At 59.7% G+C, this 15971-nt stretch carries 15 protein-coding genes, 1 tRNA gene, 2 pseudogenes and 1 riboswitch; of the genes and pseudogenes, 8 read left to right on the top strand and 10 right to left on the bottom strand.

The window, feature by feature from the left end:
* Positions 1 to 5: 5 nt before the first annotated feature.
* Positions 6 to 1149 (bottom strand): annotated as a pseudogene (gene gcvT / locus AC0L7L_RS07865) (glycine cleavage system aminomethyltransferase GcvT).
* A 157-nt stretch (positions 1150 to 1306) separates the two neighbouring features.
* A riboswitch (glycine riboswitch) is annotated at positions 1307 to 1395 on the bottom strand.
* A 174-nt stretch (positions 1396 to 1569) separates the two neighbouring features.
* Between gcvT and crcB the strand changes: the two are divergent.
* The 5 genes and pseudogenes from crcB to AC0L7L_RS07840 all read left to right on the top strand — a co-directional run bounded on the left by crcB (position 1570) and on the right by AC0L7L_RS07840 (position 5083).
* Positions 1570 to 1950: a fluoride efflux transporter CrcB gene (crcB, locus tag AC0L7L_RS07860; protein WP_473513823.1), complete on the top strand. Its 381-nt coding sequence runs from the start codon at positions 1570 to 1572 to the stop codon at positions 1948 to 1950.
* Between the two features lie 63 nt (positions 1951 to 2013).
* A complete protein-coding gene (locus AC0L7L_RS07855; protein WP_473513234.1) occupies positions 2014 to 3003 on the top strand; it encodes an RluA family pseudouridine synthase in 990 nt (329 codons plus the stop codon).
* Position 3004: 1 nt separating this feature from the next.
* Positions 3005 to 3655 carry an HAD-IA family hydrolase gene (locus AC0L7L_RS07850; RefSeq protein WP_272211275.1) on the top strand — a complete coding sequence of 217 codons (651 nt, stop codon included), beginning with the start codon at positions 3005 to 3007 and terminating at the stop codon, positions 3653 to 3655.
* Between the two features lie 15 nt (positions 3656 to 3670).
* A complete protein-coding gene (locus AC0L7L_RS07845; RefSeq protein WP_272211274.1) occupies positions 3671 to 4333 on the top strand; it encodes an HAD-IA family hydrolase in 663 nt (220 codons plus the stop codon).
* A pseudogene (locus tag AC0L7L_RS07840) lies at positions 4330 to 5083 on the top strand (ATP12 family chaperone protein). Before AC0L7L_RS07845 ends, AC0L7L_RS07840 begins: the two are co-directional and overlap by 4 nt.
* Before the next feature lie 11 nt (positions 5084 to 5094).
* Here the strand turns inward: AC0L7L_RS07840 and fghA are convergent.
* Genes fghA through AC0L7L_RS07820 form a run of 4 tightly spaced genes read right to left on the bottom strand, consistent with a single transcriptional unit; the run spans position 5095 to position 8007 of the window.
* Complete coding sequence (fghA, locus tag AC0L7L_RS07835) at positions 5095 to 5925, bottom strand: S-formylglutathione hydrolase (protein WP_473513227.1); 831 nt, start codon at positions 5923 to 5925, stop codon at positions 5095 to 5097.
* On the bottom strand, positions 5922 to 6401 hold the full coding sequence (locus AC0L7L_RS07830; protein WP_272211272.1) for a YaiI/YqxD family protein: 480 nt from the start codon (positions 6399 to 6401) through the stop codon (positions 5922 to 5924). The genes fghA and AC0L7L_RS07830 overlap by 4 nt, the downstream gene beginning before the upstream one ends.
* The gene (locus tag AC0L7L_RS07825; RefSeq protein WP_272211271.1) at positions 6398 to 6880 is read right to left on the bottom strand and encodes a GNAT family N-acetyltransferase; all 483 of its coding nucleotides are present in this window, start codon (positions 6878 to 6880) and stop codon (positions 6398 to 6400) included. The genes AC0L7L_RS07830 and AC0L7L_RS07825 overlap by 4 nt, the downstream gene beginning before the upstream one ends.
* Positions 6880 to 8007, bottom strand: a complete 1128-nt coding sequence (locus AC0L7L_RS07820) for an S-(hydroxymethyl)glutathione dehydrogenase/class III alcohol dehydrogenase (RefSeq protein ID WP_272214159.1) — start codon at positions 8005 to 8007, stop codon at positions 6880 to 6882. The genes AC0L7L_RS07825 and AC0L7L_RS07820 overlap by 1 nt, the downstream gene beginning before the upstream one ends.
* Positions 8008 to 8188: 181 nt before the next feature.
* On the opposite strand from AC0L7L_RS07820, the gene AC0L7L_RS07815 reads away from it, so the two are divergent.
* Entirely contained in the window at positions 8189 to 8605 is a 417-nt protein-coding gene (locus tag AC0L7L_RS07815) for a helix-turn-helix domain-containing protein (RefSeq protein WP_272211269.1), read from the top strand.
* A gap of 4 nt (positions 8606 to 8609) precedes the next feature.
* Here AC0L7L_RS07815 and lipB read toward each other — a convergent pair whose 3' ends face one another.
* Positions 8610 to 9329 (bottom strand): lipoyl(octanoyl) transferase LipB, encoded by a 720-nt coding sequence (gene lipB, locus AC0L7L_RS07810; RefSeq protein WP_473513221.1) that lies wholly within the window; start codon positions 9327 to 9329, stop codon positions 8610 to 8612.
* A gap of 193 nt (positions 9330 to 9522) precedes the next feature.
* Here lipB and AC0L7L_RS07805 point away from each other — a divergent pair.
* Positions 9523 to 9607 (top strand) — tRNA-Leu (locus AC0L7L_RS07805).
* 489 nt (positions 9608 to 10096) lie between these two features.
* Positions 10097 to 10936, top strand: coding sequence for a mitochondrial fission ELM1 family protein (locus tag AC0L7L_RS07800; protein WP_473513219.1), 840 nt, complete (start codon positions 10097 to 10099; stop codon positions 10934 to 10936).
* On the opposite strand, the gene AC0L7L_RS07795 is transcribed toward AC0L7L_RS07800, so the two are convergent.
* The 4 genes from AC0L7L_RS07795 to AC0L7L_RS07780 all read right to left on the bottom strand — a co-directional run bounded on the left by AC0L7L_RS07795 (position 10937) and on the right by AC0L7L_RS07780 (position 15854).
* Positions 10937 to 11605, bottom strand: coding sequence for a hypothetical protein (locus AC0L7L_RS07795; RefSeq protein ID WP_272211265.1), 669 nt, complete (start codon positions 11603 to 11605; stop codon positions 10937 to 10939).
* A 78-nt stretch (positions 11606 to 11683) separates the two neighbouring features.
* Entirely contained in the window at positions 11684 to 13981 is a 2298-nt protein-coding gene (uvrB, locus tag AC0L7L_RS07790) for an excinuclease ABC subunit UvrB (protein WP_473513214.1), read from the bottom strand.
* A gap of 602 nt (positions 13982 to 14583) precedes the next feature.
* Entirely contained in the window at positions 14584 to 15441 is an 858-nt protein-coding gene (locus AC0L7L_RS07785) for an RDD family protein (RefSeq protein WP_272211264.1), read from the bottom strand.
* Positions 15442 to 15443: 2 nt separating this feature from the next.
* Positions 15444 to 15854, bottom strand: a complete 411-nt coding sequence (locus tag AC0L7L_RS07780) for an acyl-CoA thioesterase (protein WP_272211262.1) — start codon at positions 15852 to 15854, stop codon at positions 15444 to 15446.
* Positions 15855 to 15971 lie beyond the last annotated feature (117 nt).

Raw genomic sequence — 15971 nt, 5'->3', positions numbered from 1 at the left:
CCCGCTCAGCGTTTATAGGTGGGTTGGATAAAGGGGGTGTTTTCGATTGTGACCGGCAGATATTTGCCGCGCACCTCGGCGTAAAGTGTGGTGCCGGTTTCTGCGTGGCTTGATACCACATAGCCCATGGCTACGGGTACGCCGACCGTCGGGCCGAAGCCGCCGGAGGTGACGCGCCCGATGTCGGTTTCGCCCTTGTCGTCGGCATAGAGTTTTGCCGGCGGACGAACAGGCGCGCGGCCTTTCGCCTTCAGCCCGACGCGAACGCGTTCAACGCCTCCGGAAAGATGCTTGAAGACAATTTCAGCGCCGGGAAACCCGCCTTCGCGGGCGCCGCCGGGCCTGCGGGCCTTCTGCATGCCCCAGACGAGTGCGGCCTCCACCGGTGTCGTGGTTTCATCGATGTCGTTGCCGTAAAGGCAAAGCCCGGCTTCCAGCCGCAACGAGATCGCGTGCGCCAAGGCCGATGGGTTCGCAATCTGCGTGCGAAAGCAGCGCGCGGGCCAGCTCATCGGCCTTTTCAGCGGGCACCGAAATCTCGAACCCGTCCTCGCCGGTATAGCCGGAACGCGAGATCACGCAGGTGGCGCCGAGAACTTCGCAGGCGCGCACATCCATGAATTTCATGTCGGCAACGGCCGGGCAGAGCGGCGCCAGGACATCTTCAGCCTTCGGTCCCTGCAGCGCCAGAAGCGCCTTGTCCTCAAAGTGGACTTCCACATCGCAGAGGTCGGAAAGGTAAGCCTTCATATGGGCAAGGTCGGCATCCTTGCATGCCGCATTGACGATCACCAGCAGATGATCACCACGATTAGCGACCATCAGATCATCCAGGATACCGCCATTATCGTTGGTGAAGAATGCATAGCGCTGGCGGCCGGGTTTGAGCCCGGCGATATCGACCGGCACCAGCTTTTCCAGCGCGATCGCCGCGTCAGCGAGATTGCCGGATCGCGGCTTCAGATAGACTTGCCCCATATGTGAGACATCGAAAAGGCCAGCTTTTTCACGGGTATGCAGGTGTTCTTTCAGAACGCCCATCGGATATTGCACCGGCATGTCGTAACCTGCAAAGGGTACCATGCGGGCACCGAGCTCTAGGTGGAGCGCGTGAAGCGGGGTTTTGTTTAGCGGTTCTTGCGAGACCAAGACGTGCCTCCGGAAATGCGTTTGATAAACGCCGGCTCAAAGGGGCGGGCGTGTGTGACATGCCCTTCGCGAATGAGCCCCCTCTGTCCTGTGTGCCTGAGATTATTATCCCTTCGGCCAGTCCTGCAACGTGCAGGACCTCGTCTCCAGAGTTTAGAAATACGCGCTGGTCCTTTGGCCTGAGAGTTTCCGGGGCAGTTGCTCCTTCGGCACCGCTTGATAAGCGGGTTCTCCCAACACGAATTTGATTGGATTATCCAAGTTGTGGCAGGATTTGCAAGAGGCAAGAGCGCCGGAACCGCAATATACACGCTTCGGACAATTGATAGCCGCCAGAGGGGTGGGCAGGATGACGCGAAACAGCTAATGAAGTTCTGTTATCAAGGCTGTACCATCGAACGGAATGAACTCGTGCCGAATATCGTTTCCCATGCCCTTCTTGTTGCCGCTGGCGGAGCGCTGGGCTCTGTCGGGCGTTATCTCATCGGTGTCTTTGCCATCCGGCTTTGGGGGACCAATTTTCCTTGGGGCACGTTCGTCGTCAATATTGTCGGGTCGCTGCTGATCGGCTTGCTGGTCGAGGCCGTTGCGCGGGCGCTCAACCAGTCTGCGGAAATGCGGATGTTCATCGTCACCGGCTTTCTTGGCGGCTTCACCACTTTCTCGTCATTTTCGCTCGATGCGATGAATTTGATCGAACGGGGCGATTTCATGCCCGCCATTGCCTATGTTGCGGCCAGCGTTGGTCTCGCGCTGATTGCCGTGTTTGCCGGGCTCGCGATCGGACGGATGGTTTTCTAAACCCATTTCATTCCGGCGCATCATGCGATAGAAGCCACGGCTTGGAACAAGGGTTTTCGCAAGATGGCGGGTATTGAACATATCAAGGTGGATCAGGATGAGGCGGGCATGCGGCTCGACCGCTGGTTCAAACTGCATTATCCGGGGCTCGGTTTTGGTGCACTTCAAAAGCTGCTGCGCTCGGGGCAGATCCGTGTTGATGGCGGTCGGGTCAAAAGCGATACCCGCGTGGAGCCCGGACAGACGGTGCGTATTCCACCGATCAATGCCGATGTGCGCAAAACCGGGCCGATTGCTGGCAAGGCGCTGAAGCATTCGCCGGATGGCGAACTGCTGTCGCGCATGCTGCTGCATGAGGACGAGCGCATATTTGTGCTGAACAAGCCCGCCGGTCTGGCCGTGCAGGGCGGGTCGGGGCTTGTTCGCCACATTGACAAGATGCTGGAAGCCTGGACCAACAAGAAGGGCGAAAAGCCGCGCCTCGTCCATAGGCTTGATCGTGATACGTCGGGGGTGCTGGTTGTCGCCCGTTCGCGACGGGCCGCGCAGTCGCTGACGGAAGCCTTCCGCCATCGCACCACCAAGAAAACCTACTGGTCGCTGGTCAAGGGGCTGCCGCGCAAACGGGAAGACAAGATTTCCACCTGGCTTGCCAAGGAGCAGACACCGGATGGCGACCGCATGCGGATTGTGAAGCATGGCGAACCCGATGCCGATCATGCGGTGTCCTATTACCGCGTCGTCGATACGGCTGCGAACACGCTCTCATGGCTGGAAATGGAGCCCTATACCGGACGCACTCATCAGCTTCGCGTGCATGCGCTGCATATCGGCCATCCGATCATCGGTGACCCGAAATATTTCGATGACGATCCCAACTGGGAATTTCCCGGCGGCGTTCAAAAACGGCTGCATCTACATGCCCGCCACATCGATGTTCCCCATCCCGACGGCGGGCGGCTCAAGGTGACGGCGCCGTTGCCGCCGCATATGGTGCAGAGCTGGAACCTGCTGGGTTTCGATGCCGACCGCGAAGATCTCGACAAGGACTGACATGAAGCTCGTTTTGTTTGACTGCGACGGCACACTGGTCGACAGTGCCGTGCGTATCCATGAGACCATGCGCCGTGGTTTCGCGGCCTTTGAATATCCCGAGCCGACTCTTGCCGAGACCAAGACCATTATCGGCCTGTCGCTCGATCTTGCCATTGCCCGGTTGCTCGGTCGCCATGAGGTCGATGATGAGGTTCTGGCAATCCGGTTGAAGTTCAAATCGCTGTTTGACGAAGTTCATGCCGATCCCGATATGACAGAACAGCTGTTCCCCGGCATTGCCGAAATGATCGGCGCCCTTGCTGCGCGTGATGAGATCACCATCGGGGCGGTCACCGGCAATTCGCGCCGGGGCCTGACCCATGTTCTGGAAATGCACGGGTTGGCTCCGGATTTTTCGGTTTCGCGCACGGCCGATGACTGCCCCTCTAAACCGGATCCGGCGATGGTGCTTGAATGCTGCGCCGAAGCGGGCTTCAATCCCGCCGATGCGGTCGTCATCGGCGATGCGGTGTTCGATATGCAGATGGCCGCAAGTGCCGGTGCGCGCGCCATCGGTGTTGCGTGGGGTTATGGCGAAATCGCCGATCTGCAAGATGCCGGAGCGGGCGCGATCGTCTGGCATCCGGAGGACATTCTGAAACTTGTGTAAGCCGGGAGCGCTCCCATGAAGCTGGTGCTATTTGACTGTGACGGAACGCTGGTCGACAGCCTTGCGATCATTCAGGAGACCATGGCGCGCACATTTCGCGCGTTTGGGCATGCCGCGCCCGATGAACACGCAACCCGCGGTACGGTTGGCCTGACGCTGGACGTTGCCATTGCCGGGCTTCTGGGCCGCGATCAGGTAGACCACGAATGCCGCGACATGATGGGCTACTATCGCTCACTATTCGTCGAGGTGCGGCGCGACCCGGCAATGCAGGAGAGGCTCTATGACGGCATCGCCGCCATGCTGGCGCATCTGTTTTTACAGGATGATATTCTGGTCGGCGCCGTGACCGGCAAATCGCGCCGTGGGCTCGACCACATGCTGAAGACTCATGGTTACAGCGAAAAATTCATCACCACCCGGACGGCCGATGATTGCCCTTCCAAACCGCACCCGGCCATGGTGCTGGAATGCTGCGACGAGACCGGCATGCGGCCCGAACAGGCGGTTGTGATCGGCGATACAGTCTTCGATATTCAGATGGCGCGAGCGGCCGGCTCTGCAGCGATAGGGGTGTCTTGGGGCTATGGCGCATCCGATGCCCTGAAACAGGCCGGGGCCGGCGCGATTGCTTCCAGGCCAGATGATATACTGAAATTCGTTCTGAAAGGGCAATGATGACCAACGATCCCATTCGCCGGTCGCAGGAACTGATGCGCGCCGAACTGCCGAAAAAATTCTATGCCGAAGCCAGCATTGCCGCAGAAGGCGAGCGCTTTGCCGTGAAACTGGATGGACGGCCGGTCAAGACGCCTTCGCGCAAAGCCCTGATCCTGCCGACCTCCGCAGCTGCCGAACATGTCCGCGCCGAATGGCAAGCGCAGGAAAATGTCATAGACCCTGCGAAAATGCCCGTCACACGACTAGCGAACACCATTCTGGATGGCGTCAGCGTCAACGCCGACGCGGTGTTCGAGGAAATTGTCAGCTATGCCGGCAATGACATGCTGTTCTACCGTGCCGAAAGCCCGGAAGAACTCGTTGCCCGTCAGGCCGAGCGCTGGGATCCTGTGCTGGATTGGGTGGCGGAGGCGTATGGCGCCCGTTCTCGTCCTCGTTGAAGGGGTGATGTTCGCCGACCAGCCGGCCGAAAGTCTGGATATCTTCCGGCGTGAGCTTGCGCACCACCGCGATCCGTTCGAACTTGGCGCTCTGCACGTGATGACGACGCTGACCGGCTCTGCGCTGGTCACGCTGGCGCTTGCGCGCGGCCGCCTGTCGCTCGACGAGGCCTGGGCGCTCAGCAATCTCGAGGAAGACTGGACCATCGAGCTCTGGGGGGCTGACGAGGAGGCCGCCCGCCGCCGCGCGAAGCGGCTTGAGGATATGGCAGCGGCCCACACGCTTTTTCTTTCGCTCAGGGGCTGATCCGGAGCGCTTCAGAGCCGCTCCGCGTGCCAGCGCAGGTGATCATCCATGAAGGTGGAGATGAAGAAGTAGGAGTGGTCGTAGCGCTCGTGCATGCGAAGTGTCAGCGCAATGTCGGTGTCTTTGACCGCTTCTTCAAACAGCCAGGGCTTAAGGCCCTCTTCGAGAAAACCGTCAGCCGTGCCCTGGTCGATCAGGAATTCCGGAAAACGCGCGCCGGCTGCAACCAGTGCGCAGGCATCATGCTTGCGCCAGACATCCGGATCGGTCCCGAGATATTTTTCGAACGCACCCTGCGCCCATGGCGAGGTGGACGGCGAGACGATGGGAGCGAACGCCGAGCAGCTCCTGTAGCGATCCGGGTATTTCAGCGCGAATGTCATGGCGCCGTGGCCGCCCATGGAGTGGCCGAAAATGCCCTGACGTTCCATATCCGCGCGGAAGCTTCCGGCGATCAGTGCGGGCAGTTCTTCGGTGATATAGGTTTCCATCTGGTAGTTCAGCGCATAGGGGCTTTCGGTGGCATCGACATAAAAACCCGCGCCCTGGCCAAGCTGCCAGTTTGTCAGCGTGTCGGGCACATCCTTGCCGCGCGGGCTGGTATCCGGGCAGACGATGATCAGGCCAAGTTCAGCCGCCATGCGGCGATATTCGCCCTTCTCCATCACATTGGCATGGCTGCAGGTCAGGCCGGACAGATACCAGAGCACGGGGCAGGGGCGTTCCGTTGCCTGCGGGGGCACGAAGACCGCGAAGGTCATCTCGCAATTGCAGGCTTCAGAATCATGGGAAAAGACTCCCTGCATGCCGCCAAAGGCTGTGTTTTCGGACAATATATTCATGGTCTTCCCTTTGTCTCGTCTTCGGTCTCTTTGCGAATGGCTTTCGCCTGTCGGCAAAGCTGTTCCATGGTTTGCAGGAAGGCGGAGCGGTCGCGTGGCGAAAACGCGGCGTTGTAGCCCTTGCTTTCGCCGGTTTCCCTGAGGTGCTGGCCAAGGTCACGCATGGCGCGGGCCATGCCGATATTGGCCTCGTCGAAAAGCCGGCCCGTCGGCCCCGTGACCATTGCGCCGGCAGCGACACAGCGTTGGGCAAGCGGAACATCGGCGGTGATGACGATATCGCCTGCACCGGCCCGTTCAGCGATCCAGTCGTCGGCGGCATCGAAGGCGCCGGAAACAATGACATTGCGGATCATCGGGTCACGCGAGGGCCTGAGGCCCGAATTGGCCACGAACGTGACGGCAATATCATGGCGTTCGGCGACCTTGAGGACCTCCGGCTTCACCGGGCAGGCATCGGCATCGACATAGATCATGAGGCGTTTCCGCGGCTTGTGTGCAAAGGGGCGGCATCGCGGGTCATGCCGACATGTGGAATGCCGTCTTCCAGATAGGGCTCCGTTGTCGTGCAGAAGCCGAACCCTTTATAAAACCGCTCCAGATGGGCCTGTGCGGAAATGACAATCGGCGCACCGGGCGCAAGCCGTTCGCAGGCCGAGACGGCTTCCCGCATCAAACGTTCGCCAAGCTTTCTTCCCCGATGTGACGGGGCCACGACGACCCGGCCGATCCGCGCTTCGGGCTCTCTGTCCGGTGTGAAAATCCGGCCATAGGCGACCAGCTTCCCGGCTTCGAGGAGGCGCAGGTGAAAGGCCTCGGCGTCCTTGCCGTCAAGTTCGGGGTAGGGGCAGTTCTGCTCGACCACGAAGACATCGACGCGTAGTTTGATGACATCATAAAGCTCACCCGCAGTGAGCGCGTCCATGCGGGCGATATCGACGGAAAGCGATGACATCAGTAGACGACAACCGAACGGATGCTTTCGCCGTTGTGCATCATCTCGAATCCCTTGTTGATGTCCTCAAGCTTCAGCAGATGGGTGATCATCGGATCGATCTCGATCTTGCCGTCCATGTACCAGTCGACGATCTTCGGGACGTCTGTGCGTCCGCGTGCACCGCCGAAGGCAGTGCCCATCCATGAGCGTCCGGTCACAAGCTGGAATGGTCGCGTGGAGATTTCCTGGCCGGCGCCGGCAACGCCGATGACCACCGATTTGCCCCAGCCGCGATGCGAGCATTCGAGCGCCTGACGCATGACTGTGGTATTGCCGGTGCAGTCGAAGGTGTAGTCGGCTCCGCCGATCGTGTCCGCACCGCGCTTGGTCAGGTTGACGATATAGGGAACGATGTCCTCGCCAATTTCCTTCGGATTGACGAAATGGGTCATGCCGAAGCGTTCGCCCCATTCCTTCTTGTCGTTGTTGAGGTCGACACCGATGATCATGTCGGCGCCGGCAAGGCGCAGACCCTGAATGACGTTGAGGCCGATGCCGCCGAGCCCGAAGACCACCGCGGTCGCGCCCTGTTCCACCTTGGCGGTGTTGATCACGGCACCTACACCGGTGGTGACGCCGCAGCCGATATAGCAGACCTTGTCGAAGGGGGCGTCCGGGTTGATCTTCGCTACCGCGATTTCCGGCAGAACCGTGAAGTTCGCAAATGTTGAGCAGCCCATATAGTGGTGGATCGGCTTGCCATTCAGGGAAAATCGCGAGGTGCCGTCGGGCATCAGGCCCTGGCCCTGTGTTCCGCGGATTGCCGTGCAAAGATTGGTTTTGCGTGAAAGACAGGACGGGCATTCGCGGCATTCCGGCGTATAAAGCGGAATAACATGATCGCCCTTCTTCACCGATGTGACGCCGGGGCCGACATCGACGACGACACCCGCGCCCTCATGTCCGAGGATTGCCGGGAAAATGCCCTCCGGATCAGCGCCCGAAAGGGTGAAATCATCGGTATGGCAGAGGCCCGTTGCCTTGACCTCGATAAGGACTTCGCCTGCCTTCGGGCCTTCAAGCTGAACATTCATGATCTCTAGCGGTTTACCTGCTTCGACCGCTACGGCTGCGCGCACATCCATCTGGTGTCTCTCCGAACTCATCTTTGTTATCAGTCAATCTTTGACACGGCGGCTCCCTTATTCGCAAGCACAAGTCTGCGTGATCAGGATTTTTGCGTTCGCCGCGCTGCCTGAGCGCCGCCCCGGGTGGTGCTTTGCGGCGATTTTGGCTATGAAGGGGACAAGAACCGGGAAACCCGGCATGCCGAAAGGGATGGAAAGGCCAGAAATGATGACAGAGGACTTTTACGGCGACGATACGCTCGGCGGGCGCCTGCTCGCGGCACGCGAAAGCGCCGGAATCAGCCTGGCCGATCTGGCCGGGCGCCTTGGGGTCAGACGAGAAACAGTCAGAAACTGGGAATGCGATCGCGCTGAGCCCTCACTGGAGCGGCTTGTTCGGATCGCCGGTCTGCTCAATGTGCGTCCGTTCTGGTTGATTTCAGGTGACGTGGCCGATAGCCGGGCCGACAGCAGGCCGAAGAGTTTCAGCCTCAAGGACGTCGTGATTGAGGTCAACCATGTCGGCCATGCCGGTCGTAGCTCTGACACGACCAAGCGTGCAGTATTTCCGGGCCGGTTCGGCTTTTCAGTAACTGGCGGACGGACGCTGCACTGAACCGTCAAAGGGCGTCCGGAGCGGTCTCGCCGAAAACATCTTCGAAGGCTTTTTTCAGACAGATATCGACGTCTTCCATGGTGACCGGCAGCCCGAGGTCTACCAGGCTCGTCACCCCATAGCCTGAAATCCCGCACGGCACGATGCCCCCAAAATGTTCGAGCTCGGGCTCGACATTGATCGACAGCCCGTGGAAACTCACCCAGTGCCTGAGACGGATACCGATGGCAGCAATCTTGTCTTCCGCAGGCGAGCCATCGGGCAGCGGCGGCCGTTCCGGGCGGCGGACCCAGACTCCGACCCGGTCCTCGCGACGCTCGCCGCGCACATTCATCGAATCAAGCGTCTTGATGATGGTTTCCTCGATCGCGGCCACAAAAGCGCGCACATCGCGCCGGCGGCGCTTCAGGTCGAGCATCAGATAGGCAACACGTTGTCCCGGCCCGTGGTAGGTATATTCACCGCCACGCCCTGTCTCATAGACCGGAAAACGCTCAGGTGTGAGCAGGTCCTGACGCACGGCACTGGTGCCGGCCGTATAGAGCGGCGGATGCTCAACCAGCCAGACAAGTTCGTCCGCCTCACCCCGGACGATCAGATCTACCTGCCGTTCCATCACCGCGAGCGCATCGGGATAGGGGACAAGACCCTGCGAGACACGCCATCTGACTGGTGGCGAATCCGGCGCAGCGGGCATGAGAAAATCGATTTCGCGTCGTTCCATGTGTCCGTCCTTCGCGCTTTTCCTTGCAGATTTGGCAGCAGGCGGCAAGACGAAAACGCGTGCGTAAACGCTGCCTTTCAGGGCCATGAATAGTTTCTCCAGCAGAAATCAAAAAAAGCGTCATTGGCGCTTGTGCGCCGATGACGCTTTTGCTACATGCAGCGGCGCCGGCACAAACCGGCCCTACCACGATGCGGTCGTGGCGGAATTGGTAGACGCGCAGCGTTGAGGTCGCTGTGGGGCAACCCGTGGAAGTTCGAGTCTTCTCGACCGCACCATTTTTAAGATTTTATCAAATAAAATCAATATGTTACATGCCAAGATGGACCACGCCAGATCCATGCGTGGGGAACCTTGAATCGGTCCATGGCGTTTACGGCGAGTTTCCGGCGTTCGACGCGGCGGGTATAGACCTCGCTTGTCTTGGCCTCAGGGTGGCCGCGAGATCGCCACGATTTCGTACTGGCTGCATCCAAGTTCGGCGAGCAGCTCAGCAAGGCCCTTTCTGACACCATGCGCCAACAGTTGCGGCAGCCCCGCGTAGCCCCACTTTGAACGGTTCGGTCGCGTTGACGGCCTTTGCTGACTGCGTCAAAACTGGAAACGATATTCCGATTGTCGCAGCAACCGTTATCAAAGGATGAGCGCTTGAAAATCTGGGTTTTGACGGACGGCAAGATCGGCGACAGGGTACAGTGCCTGGGCGTGGTTTCGCGGCTTGGTGAAGACGCCGAGGAGAAGGTGATTCTGCCTGGAAAGCCGTGGGAGTGGTGGATGCCGCATGGTCCGGTCCCGCCGAAACACCGCCCGGGGAAAAAGCCAGCCCGATTGCGCCGCCTTTTCCGGATGTGGCGATCGCCACCGGAAGGCGGATGGTCCCATATCTGAAAGCGGTGAAGAAGGCCTCCGCTGGCAGGACCTATACCGTGTTCTTGAAGGATCCGCGCATCGGCGCTTCTGCTGCCGATCTGATCTGGGTGCCACGTCACGACCGGTTGCGCGCCGACAACGTAATGGTCACCGACACCGGCCCGCACCCGTTGACCGAGGAGGTTATTGCCTCGGCGACGGACAGCAGGCCAGCTTCCTGGGATCGGTTGCCGCGACCGCGACTCGGTATCCTGATCGGCAACCCAGTGTCCGGAGCCCGTGATGAGGATGCCGCGCTGAAACATTTCATGGTGCAGATCGATCACGCAAAGTCCGAGGTCGGCAGCATTATTGTCACTCAGTCGCGGCGTACGCCAGAAACCGTGATGACGGCGTTGCGCGACCGGCTCTCCGGCTTTCCGCATTGGATCTGGTCGCCGGACGAGCGGAACCCCTACCGCGCGCTGCTTGGTTTCTGCGACATGCTTGCGGTGACGGGGGATTCCCACAACATGGTCAGCGAGGCGCTGTCCACTGGCAAGCCCGTGTTTCCGCTTGTGTCCTATAATCTCAATACGAAGCTTGCCGGCTTCCTGACAAGGTTGGAGGTGGCCGGCCTCACCCGCTCGTTTGACGGTCCGCTCGCGCCCTACAGCTATGACCGGGTCGATGCGACGCAAGAAATCGCCGACGCGATCCGGCGCGGCCTTGCGGCGCATGGCCGTAAACCAGCGTAATCAACCAGTTGTGATCGGGTCTTCCGGGAAGGCAAGCTGCTCGCGGGCACGCCATTCTGGCGTGACATAATTCACGATCAGCGATTTACGAACACCTTCGATCGGCCGTCGCTCAAAACCGTGCCAGGTATTGTCGGCGGGCACGAAGATCATCGCCTGGTTTGGGCCAAAAGGCGACCGACCGACATGGTCTTCCCTGGAAGCATAGATATCGGTTCCGAGCGTTTCATGGCCTGGCCCGTCGGAAAGATAGATCAGCAGTGTGAACAGCTTGACGCCGATATCAGTATGCGGTTCCAGCCAGAAACCGTCGGTGTCCTGGGCATATTCGATCCTGAGGCTTGAACCTTCGATATTGGTCTCGAATTTATCCTGGATCAGCGCGGCAACATCGGGCGCCTGAAAGGCTGCGGCAACGGCGGCGCAGCAATCATATTTCGCCTTGTTTTCCTGATCAAAGTAATGACGGCTCTTGTTGTGAACCTCGCGTGTTCCCGACACACCCTCAAGATCCGGGCGTGGAAAATCGAGCGCCTGAATGTCCGCCAGCAGTGCATCGGGGAACAGGTTTTCAACCAGCCAGTGCCGGTAGGGACTCGGGTTTGCCTGAGCATTCACGAAAGCTGTCTTCACGTGCTGGCCGATATGGCCATATTTTTCTTCAGTCATTTCTGTAGCCACTTTTTCATCAAAACAGCACAACCCTACATGTATCTCCAGCGCTGCACAACTGCGGTTGGAATGCGGTCAGTTTCCCGGCCGCCCGGTCTTGCCCTTGCGTCTGCCGCGCTGTTTCTGCTCTGCAGGGTCTTCATAGGAGCCCGCGCCGATCTTGCCACGCTGGACCGGCTTGGCATCGCCGCCGCGCGGCTTCTCGGTGCGCCCGACCGTCATTTCATCCAGCGTGTTCTTGCGAAACAGCGGCTTGGCTATATCGGTGCCCGGGCCCATATCATCCAGCGATGGCGCTGCAAAATAAGAGGTCCCGCTGTCACCGGCAGATTTCGGGGCCTGCTCGGCCTGGCGTGATTCGGCCTTTTCAAGCCTGTCGTCCATGCCCTCCAGTTCGGCGGCCTTCAGCCGCTTGATCTCGTCGCGAACCCGTGCGGCGGTTTCGAAGTCGAGATCGGCCGCAGCATCGCGCATCTGCTTTTCCAGTGCTTCGAGATGCGCTTTCAGATTGTTGCCGACAAGGTGCCCGTCCTGGGCGAAGCCCTTGCCGCCCTTGGTGCCGATATCGGCGCGGACGTGGTCCTTCTCGTAGACCGAATCGAGAATGTCGGAGATCCTGGCTTTCACCGATTCCGGTGTAATGCCGTGTTCTTCGTTGTAGGCGAGCTGCTTTTCGCGGCGGCGGCTGGTTTCGTCGATGGCGCGTTCCATCGAACCTGTCACCCGATCCGCATAAAGAACCACCCGGCCGTCAACATTACGGGCCGCACGGCCAATGGTCTGGATCAGTGAGGTTTCCGAACGCAGGAAGCCCTCCTTGTCGGCGTCGAGAATGGCGACGAAGCCGCATTCGGGGATATCCAGACCCTCGCGCAGCAGGTTGATGCCGACAAGAGCATCAAAGGCACCGAGCCTGAGATCGCGGATGATTTCGATCCGCTCCAGCGTGTCGATATCGGCGTGCATGTAGCGCACGCGGATGCCCTGTTCATGCAGGTATTCGGTCAGATCCTCGGCCATGCGCTTGGTCAGAACGGTCACCAGCGTGCGGTATCCCTTTGCCGAGACGTCGCGGATTTCCGAAAGAACGTCGTCGACCTGGGTCTTCGCAGGACGGATTTCCACCGGAGGATCGATCAGCCCGGTCGGCCGGATCACCTGTTCGGCAAAGACGCCGCCGGCCTGTTCCATCTCCCAGCCGCCGGGGGTTGCCGAAACCGCTACCGAATCGGGGCGCATCGCATCCCATTCCTCAAAACGCAGCGGCCGGTTGTCCATGCAGGACGGCAGACGGAAACCGTATTCGGCCAGCGTTGCCTTGCGCCGGAAGTCGCCGCGATACATGCCGCCGATCTGTGGGATGGTGACATGGCTTTCGTCGATGAAGATCAGCGCATTGTCCGGAATATACTCAAACAGCGTTGGCGGCGGTTCACCGGGTCTGCGGCCGGTAAGATAGCGCGAATAGTTTTCGATGCCGGGGCAGGAGCCGGTCGCCTCCATCATTTCGATGTCGAAGCGGGTGCGTTGTTCGAGGCGTTGAGCTTCTAGAAGTCGTCCAGCCTTTTCAAGTTCTTGTAGGCGTTCCTTTAACTCATTCTTGATCGCTTTGATGGCGCCATTGAGAGTTGGGCGCGGGGTGACATAGTGCGAATTGGCGTAGATCTTCACGGACTGCAGGTCGCCGGTCTTGTGGCCGGTCAGCGGATCGAATTCGGTAATCTGGTCGATCTCGTCGCCGAACATGGAAATGCGCCAGGCGGCATCCTCAAGGTGAGCCGGAAAGATTTCGATGGTGTCGCCACGCACGCGGAATGAACCGCGCTGAAAATCCATCTCGCGGCGCTTGTACTGCTGGGCTACGAGGTCGGCCAGCAACTGGCGCTGGTCCAGCGTGTCGCCGACCGACATCTGAAAGGTCATCGCCGTGTAGGTCTCGACCGATCCGATACCGTAGATGCAGGAGACCGAAGCGATAATGATGCAGTCATCACGCTCTAGGATCGCGCGGGTCGCGGCATGGCGCATGCGGTCGATCTGCTCGTTGATCGAGGATTCCTTCTCGATATAGGTATCCGAGCGCGGCACATAGGCTTCCGGCTGGTAGTAGTCGTAATAGGAAACGAAATATTCTACCGCATTGTCGGGGAAGAAATTTTTGAACTCGGAATAGAGCTGCGCAGCCAGTGTCTTGTTCGGCGCCAGAATGACGGCCGGGCGCTGCGTTTCCTCAATCACCTTGGCCATGGTGAAGGTCTTGCCCGAGCCGGTGACGCCGAGCAGAACCTGGCTGCGATCTCCGTCTTTAAGGCCGCTGACAAGGTCGCGGATCGCTGTCGGCTGGTCGCCGGAGGGTTTGTATTCGGTCTCCATGCGGATCGGAATGCCGCCTTCGGATTTTTCCGGGCGTTCCGGCCGGTGCGGCGTCCACAGCTTGCCGTCCTTGAACAGAGGATTGCCGCTCTCGATCAGCTTCGACAGCGCATCGACCGTGGCGGTAACCGCACCGGGTGCAAGGTTCTTGGCATCTTCCAGCGAAACATCGACACCCGCAACCGGATTGAGGCCGGCGGCGGCACGCGTTTTCGGGTCGGACGACGCGCCAATCGAAACACCACGGGATGTCCGCCCGGCGGTGGCATCACCGCTTTCGGATGCCTTCTTGCGGTGCTTTCCGGCCCGCGAGGCGAGTTTGCGCTGCGAGATCCGCGCTCTCGGCTTCGGCTTCGCGCTCGAGGCTCGCCAGCCAATCGCTCATCGAGCCATCATAGTTTTCGCCTTCGAACGGCGCCTGCGGCGTCTCTTCGAATCCGGGCTTTTCGGGGGATTTTCTGGGTGATCTGGCCATGCCGGGAATATGGAGGGACTCGCCTCAAAAGAAAAGGGGCGTGCGGCAAAAACAAGAACAAATAGAAAACATGATCGGGCGGTGAGCGCCGATAGAGTGTCGCACAAAGCAAGCGCGCGCCGTCAACTCAGTTCCTCAGCACCACATAGGCACGCACAAAGCCATCATAGAGCGTCCGGCCGCGCCATAGCGCAAACGGCCAGACCCACCAGACGAACAGAACCAGCAAGGTTGCGGCGTTTAGCACCAGAATGTCGGCTATGGCCCGCTGGTCGGTGCCCGCCGCTTCAAGCCATGCAACAGTCTCGGCCACCGATGAGGATCTGGGTGCCTGGGCTGCGATGGCAAACTGGATCAGGTTGTTGGCGATAACCGGCCAGAATTTCAGATATTCGCGTGAGATGGTCCTGGCAGGACTGAGCGGGGGCGGGGTCTTGGCGAGGGCGTCGGTTGTGGCGCGGAGCGAGAATATGCGCTTGCCGGGTGTCCAGCCGAGAAAGATCGTGGACAGCGCGAGCGCCAGCGGGAAGGCGATGAGTTGGAGTGCCGACACACTCCTTTCGATCAGCGGCGAGGGAAAGACCGGCGCACCGGTTTCGTCAAGCTGGATCGAGACAGAGCGGGTGAAGGTTCCGCCGTTTTCGCCTTCTCGACTTTCCGTCACCACCGCCAGGCGCTTTTGCGGCATGAAAAAGCTCTCGATAGTGCAGAACCGTGCGTTCATCGTGGTGTTACCGGCGTCTGATTTCGGCCAGTCCTGCTGGATTGCGGCAAATACCGGTATGCTGCTATCTGCGGCTTCACAGGTTCGCGTGTAGAAGAACGAGCTGGCAACGCCGTCCTTCAATTGCGGAACGGCCATGACAACAGCGCCAACGATAAACGTTGCGAGAATGCCGTAGACCAGAAAGTCGACAATCAGCGCAGCGAGCCGGCGCAGGAAAAGGCGCGGCGGACGCTGGGATGTGGCGGTCTGTTCGGTCATGGTCAGCTATCCGTTTCGGTGTCGGCTGGTAGCCGTTTGGCGGGAACGGGAGCAGGTTTCCCATTTTCATCCATGGCCACCATGATGAATTCGGCCGCAGTGACCTTTTCGCGCCGGGGCCTATCGTGACGGTGAACCCAGGCCTGGACATTGATCGTCATCGAGGTGCGTCCGATGCGAGAAAACGTGGTGTAAACGCACAACGTATCCCCGATCTTGACGGGTTTTTCGAATGTCATTGAATGAACGGCAGCCGTGACCGTTCGCATGCCGGCATGTTCGGAAGCGGCGACGAAGGCGGCCAGATCCATCTGCGACATCACCCATCCGCCAAAAATGTCTCCTGCCGGATTGGCATTGGCGGGCATGGCCACTGTTCTGAGTGTCAGCTCACCGCTCGGTATCTCGCTCATCGATTCTTCTCCTTCGGCCACGGTGTGCAGATTATCGCCGGTTCCCTGCGGTGCAAGAGCCGGATTTCGCTATGGCACTGCGGCAAAGCATTTGTTTACATATGTCTGTTTTAATCG

This window comes from Martelella sp. K41-7, from assembly GCF_055808365.1.
Note: the sequence above shows the minus strand (reverse complement) of the source record. Positions and strands in the feature narration are given on the sequence as shown.